Annotated in this window: 7 protein-coding genes; 6 read left to right on the top strand and 1 reads right to left on the bottom strand. The window is 28.1% G+C overall.

The window, feature by feature from the left end:
• The first annotated feature begins 17 nt into the window (after positions 1–17).
• A complete protein-coding gene (locus BB_RS06865) occupies positions 18–443 on the top strand; it encodes a DUF261 domain-containing protein (protein WP_010883833.1) in 426 nt (141 codons plus the stop codon).
• Positions 444–448: 5 nt separating this feature from the next.
• Here BB_RS06865 and BB_RS06870 read toward each other — a convergent pair whose 3' ends face one another.
• Positions 449–1,225, bottom strand: coding sequence for a tyrosine-type recombinase/integrase (locus BB_RS06870; RefSeq protein WP_002658529.1), 777 nt, complete (start codon positions 1,223–1,225; stop codon positions 449–451).
• Between the two features lie 431 nt (positions 1,226–1,656).
• On the opposite strand from BB_RS06870, the gene BB_RS06875 reads away from it, so the two are divergent.
• The 5 genes from BB_RS06875 (at position 1,657) to BB_RS06895 (ending at position 6,305) form a co-directional block, all read left to right on the top strand.
• The gene (locus BB_RS06875) at positions 1,657–2,346 is read left to right on the top strand and encodes a hypothetical protein (RefSeq protein WP_010883834.1); all 690 of its coding nucleotides are present in this window, start codon (positions 1,657–1,659) and stop codon (positions 2,344–2,346) included.
• Positions 2,347–2,397: 51 nt separating this feature from the next.
• Positions 2,398–3,489 (top strand): ErpM, encoded by a 1,092-nt coding sequence (locus BB_RS06880; protein WP_010883835.1) that lies wholly within the window; start codon positions 2,398–2,400, stop codon positions 3,487–3,489.
• A 191-nt stretch (positions 3,490–3,680) separates the two neighbouring features.
• Positions 3,681–4,208, top strand: coding sequence for a DUF643 domain-containing protein (locus tag BB_RS06885; protein ID WP_044283630.1), 528 nt, complete (start codon positions 3,681–3,683; stop codon positions 4,206–4,208).
• Between the two features lie 181 nt (positions 4,209–4,389).
• On the top strand, positions 4,390–4,956 hold the full coding sequence (locus tag BB_RS06890; protein ID WP_010883850.1) for a DUF603 domain-containing protein: 567 nt from the start codon (positions 4,390–4,392) through the stop codon (positions 4,954–4,956).
• Entirely contained in the window at positions 4,953–6,305 is a 1,353-nt protein-coding gene (locus BB_RS06895) for a PBSX family phage terminase large subunit (RefSeq protein WP_010883836.1), read from the top strand. Before BB_RS06890 ends, BB_RS06895 begins: the two co-directional genes overlap by 4 nt.

Consider the following 6,305-nt stretch of genomic DNA (forward strand, 5'->3'; position numbering starts at 1 on the left):
TATAGGAGGATTAATTAATGCTTATTAATAAAATAAAACAAGATAATAGAACTTTAAGACCGGAGATACAAAAATGGGGTTGTTACTTTTTGTGTCTACATTATTATACAAGCCTATTTAAGAAACGTGAATTTAATGCTTATGAGATAAATGCAGCGTATTATAGATTTATAGGACTTGGATACATTAAGAGTAATTGTTTTATTATAAATCCATGTATGATACTTAATTATTACGGAATTAGAAGTAGCGTGAGATATGAATCTTTAAATTATTTAGGTGCAGCCAATGAATTTGAAATAAGTGAAGTTAAAATCGATAAGGTTAATGGATATCACTTTATAGCAACAAAAAATAAAGAAATATTATATGATTCACTTGACTTGAAGCCTCGTGGGAAAATATTTAAAGTAACTTCAAAGCGTATATTTAGACTAAAGTAGTTTTTTTAAAGTTTAAGGTTATTTTTCATGCATTTATAAGCGTGAATTTTGTTAGCAGCAGAGAGTCCATAAATATTATCAATTTCATTGGTTGAATGATATTTCATAAGTTCTTTAATCTGGAAAGAGTTATAGCCATTAGATTTTAAATTTGAAATAAATAAATTTCTAAATAAATGAAGAGATTTATTAGCACGAAAGCCTGATTTTTTAAGAAGAATTTTAAATTTTTTAGAAATATTGATAATGCTAATTTGATTATCTTTAAATTTATGTTTGGTTTTTTGGAAAAGGTAGGTACGCCTTGAGTCGAGATTTTTGTCATTAAAGTAATTTTCGTGAGCTTTTTGAATAGCCTCAAATTCTTCAGATTTGATGACAATTTCTCTAATGCAAGTGATATTTCTTTTTTTAGCTACATTTACTTTTATATTGTAGAAAGTTTCTCCAGTTTTGCTTAGTAGCGGGGTAATATCTTGCATTTTAACTTTTTGAATTTCTGCACCCCTGCACCCACTTATTGCGAGTAGATGTAGAAACCAACCAGAAATTGGGTCAGTTTGTTTTAATGTTTTGACGCATTTTTCAATTATTTTGCTACTTTTTGAGGTTAAATAAAACTTAGGAGTTGGTTTTGAAGCTTTTTTAGTAGGCTTAGAAGAAATTTTTAGTGAATTTTTAAGAATTTTATTTTCATTTACCACATTTTGATAATCTTGAAATAGTTTGAGCATAAAATCCATATTGAAATTATTTAAATTAAAATAATTATTAATATCCATAAAATCCTCTCCTTAGAAGTGTTACTTTTAAATTAAGTAAAAGTAATAAAAATTTAATAAAAATGCAATTTATATTTTATCAAAAACCTAAAATTTTAGTCAAATTTTGGGTGTTCTCATTGCATGCGAAATTTGGGTTGTGGAGTGGCTGTGATAAACAGAATAGGCATTTTTTGAGGGTGTCGGATAAGAAAGACAGTATACTTTATCTAATATATAGCAAAGACTTTGAAATTTAAGTTGTATGGATTTTGTAGTCTTTTGTAATGAGTGGTGCATTTGCAATGGAGAGATTTTGGGGAGTTGGTTAAAATTATATTTGCGTTTTGTTAATATGTGATAGCTGAATGTAACAAAATTATATATTTAAATCTTTGAAAAATTGTATTTATTAGGCATTGCGTTAGACTTAAGGATTTTAGGAGTAACTTATGAATAAGAAAATGAAAATGTTTATTATTTGTGCTGTTTTTGCATTGATGATTTCTTGCAAGAATTATGCAAGTGGTGAAAATCTAAAAAATTCAGAACAAAATCTAGAAAGTTCAGAACAAAATGTAAAAAAAACAGAACAAGAGATAAAAAAACAAGTTGAAGGATTTTTAGAAATTCTAGAGACAAAAGATTTATCTAAATTAGATGAAAAAGATACAAAAGAAATTGAAAAACAAATTCAAGAATTAAAGAATAAAATAGAAAAATTAGATTCTAAAAAAACTTCTATTGAAACATATTCTGAGTATGAAGAAAAAATAAACAAAATAAAAGAAAAATTGAAAGGAAAAGGACTTGAAGATAAATTTAAGGAGCTTGAAGAGAGTTTAGCAAAGAAAAAGGGGGAGAGAAAAAAAGCTTTACAAGAGGCCAAACAGAAATTTGAAGAATATAAAAAACAAGTAGATACTTCAACTGGGAAAACTCAAGGCGACAGGTCTAAAAACCGAGGTGGTGTTGGAGTGCAAGCTTGGCAGTGTGCCAATGAATTAGGTTTGGGTGTAAGTTATTCTAATGGCGGCAGTGACAACAGCAATACTGATGAATTAGCAAACAAAGTTATAGATGATTCTCTTAAAAAGATTGAAGAAGAACTTAAGGGAATAGAAGAAGATAAAAAAGAATAACAGTGGTATCTTTTAAGATAGAAATTCAAAACAAAGGAGAAAACAAAAAGTATGAATAAAAAAATATTGATTATTTTTGCTGTTTTTGCACTTATAATTTCTTGTAAAAATTATGCAACTGGTAAAGATATAAAACAAAATGCAAAAGGGAAAATTAAAGGATTTTTAGATAAGGTTTTAGATCCAGCAAAAGATAAAATTACTTCAAGTAGTTCAAAAGTAGATGAATTAGCAAAAAAATTACAAGAAGAAGATGAAGATAATGAATTAATGCAGGGCGATGATCCTAATAACAGAGCAATAGCACTGTTACCAGTATTGCCGGAAAATAGTCATGACAATCCACCAGTACCAAAAGTAAAAGCAGCAGCACAAAGTGGTGGTCAACAAGAAGACCAAAAAGCAAAAGAATCTAAAGATAAAGTTGAGGAAGAAAAAGAAGTTGTAGAGGAGAAAAAAGAAGAACAAGATAGTAAAAAAGAAAAAGTGGAGAAGCAAAGTCAAAAGCAAAAAGAAGAAGAGAGAAACTCTAAAGAAGAACAACAAAAACAAGAAGAAGCAAAAGCTAGAGCAGATAGAGAAAGAGAAGAACGACTAAAACAACAAGAACAAAAAAGACAACAGGAAGAAGCTAGGGTTAAAGCAGAAAAAGAAAAACAAGAAAGAGAGGAACAACAAAAACAAGAAGAAGAAAAGAAAGTTAAATATAAAATTAAAACACTTACAGACAAAATAGATGAAATAAATAAGGATATTGATGGTATAAATGGTAAAACAATTGTAGGAGCAGAAGAAGTTATAGATAAAATTACGGGGCCTGTATATGATGATTTTACTGATGGGAATAAAGCTATATACAAAACTTGGGGAGATTTAGAGGATGAAGAAGGCGAAGAATTAGGAAAATTATTGAAAGAATTGAGTGATACTAGACATAATTTAAGAACCAAATTAAATGAGGGTAATAAAGCATATATTGTTCTAGAAAAGGAGCCTAATTTAAAAGAAAATGTAAATGTTAGTGATATTCAATCAGATTTAGAAAAATTAAAATCAGGATTAGAAGAAGTTAAAAAATATTTTGAAAATGAAGATAATTTTGAAGAAATTAAAGGATACATTGAGGATAGTAATTCATATTGATAAAGAACTTTAAATGTAACTAAATTTTATATACACAAAATAGCAGCTGGTTATTTTTTAAACTAGCCGCTATTTTTTTGTAGATTTCATTGTTGTGAATATAAAAATGTTTTCTATAAAAATTTTCATTCAAAAAGTGCCAAAAACTATTGTTTAAAATATTGTTTATTTATATACTCTCTAGAGTTATGATGAATATAAATGAGATTTCAGATTTTTATGATTGCTTGAGTCCAGGCACAAAAAAGGAAATAAGCAAACTTTATGGAGTTAAACAATTAACTCTGAAACAAAAAAAGGATTTTTATAGAGGTTTTGTATCAATACAAGAATACAAAAGAAAAACCGGAAAAAGTATTGATGAAATCGCAGATTATATTATAGATCCTGCAAAAAATTTTATTAAAGACGTTCTGAAAGATAAGCATATAATAGAAAAGTATAAAAATTTCCAAAATAGGAAGTTTGATTGTAGCTACAAGAAAGGAATGCTAGAAAAATGTTTGGAAAAGATGGGTGAGAAGTATTCTACCCGGTTTTTGAGTATTGTTTCTAATATTATGGATGAGATTGGTAATAAAGATCCAGAACGAGAATCAATAAATGTGGTTCTCGACTTTGTAGAGATATTATTTATAATCATGCACTATTATGATAAGGGAATTTGCACAAGGAAGTATCTTCTAAAAACAATAAAAGATTTTTCCAAATTAGTATAATCAGGTTATTCCAAAATTCAATAAACTAGGTAATTGCTATTTCTAAATTAATAAAAGACAATAAATATCAAATATCTATCAATAAACATCAAAAATATAATAGTTTATGTTAACAATTAACAAATTGATTTACTATTTAGAGTAACAAGTTGTTAATTTTGTTATTTTAGGAGAAATTGTTTTGAAAAAAGTTAAAAGGCCTTTTGATGATTATGTTGTGTATTTTAGAGAAGGATCGTTAAATGATAGAGAAATAGCGGATAAATTGGGAGTTTCTAAAGTAAATGTGTGGAGAATGAGACAAAAATGGGAAAGTGGAGAAAGTGTTGTTAACCAAGACTCTAGACTAACAATTAGTGAAGATACTTTAGAACACCTTTTATCACAAACTTTTAAATCAGAAGTTAACGCTAGGAAAGTTATAAGTGAATTAGATATAGAGTGTGCTAATTTAAAATTAGGATTTATACGTGCATTTAAGCAATATTCTAGTGTTGAACTGACTGGTATGCGAACTAAAATAGAAAATTTAAGAGCCGAAATTGACGCTTTAAATAAAGCAAGTAGTAAAAAAAACAAGCAAGTTGTTAATGGAGAAATTAATTCTTTAAAAAGCGAGCTTGATGAATATATAAAGGAGTGTTCAATAAGAGAAATGGAGCTTTACTATGAATGTATGAAAAAACTTACAACTGCTAATGAGGCTGAAAGCAAAAGCAACTACAAAAATAGTAAAGGGCACAAGTGAACTTATATCAAACAAAACTTTTTACAACACTACAAAAGGAATACAAAAATAAATATGGAGTTGATATATCGCAATTTATAAAGCTAACAAATTCTTCAATTAATTTTGATAAGTTTGAAGAAGAACAGCTAACTTTAAAACAAAAAAATGTGATAAAAAGCATTAAAAAGAATAATGAAAAGAAGATTATACTCAGTGGAGGTATAGCTAGCGGCAAAACGTATCTTGCATGTTATCTTTTTCTCAAAAGTTTAATTGAAAATAAAAAGCTATATTCTAGCGATACGAATAATTTCATTATAGGGAATTCACAACGTTCAGTTGAAGTTAATGTTTTGGGACAATTTGAAAAGCTATGTAAACTTCTTAAAATTCCTTATATTCCAAGACATACAAATAATTCATATATTTTGATTGATTCACTACGTATTAATCTATATGGTGGAGATAAGGCAAGTGATTTTGAAAGATTTAGGGGAAGTAATTCAGCACTTATTTTTGTGAATGAGGCTACAACTTTACACAAGCAAACTTTAGAGGAAGTCTTAAAAAGACTAAGGTGTGGGCAAGAAACTATTATTTTTGATACTAACCCCGATCATCCGGAACACTATTTTAAAACCGATTATATTGATAATATAGCAACTTTTAAGACATATAATTTTACAACTTATGATAATGTTCTACTTAGCAAAGGATTTATCGAAACTCAAGAAAAGCTATATAAAGATATACCATCATATAAAGCAAGAGTTTTGCTAGGTGAATGGATAGCAAGCACCGATTCAATTTTTACACAAATAAATATTACTAATGATTATGTATTTACTAGCCCGATAGCATATTTAGACCCAGCATTTAGTGTTGGAGGGGATAACACTGCATTATGTGTTATGGAGCGAGTTGATGATAAGTATTATGCTTTTGTATTTCAAGACCAAAGACCAGCCAATGACCCGTATATTATGAATATGGTTAAGACCGTTTTAGAGAATTTTAATGTACATACACTTTATTTAGAAGATAGAGACAATACAAAAGGTGCTGGTGGATTGACTCGTGAATACATGTTGCTAAGAAATAATATGGGTCAATATTTTAGAATTGTTCCAGTTAAGCCAAAGTCTAATAAATTTAGCAGAATAACAACGTTAATTACGCCGTTTACTTATAAGAAACTTTACATTACAAAGTACAGCAGTTCTTCTGTATTTAATGATATTTATTCGTATAAAGGAGATAACAAAACCCATGATGATGCTCTTGATGCAATATCTGCAGCATATTTGATGTTGTCTTTAGGGTATAGAGAGAGAAGTGTTCACTTTGGCAATCAAAGATTTTTGTAA

This window comes from Borreliella burgdorferi B31, from assembly GCF_000008685.2.
GTDB classification, from domain to species: Bacteria; Spirochaetota; Spirochaetia; order Borreliales; family Borreliaceae; genus Borreliella; species Borreliella burgdorferi.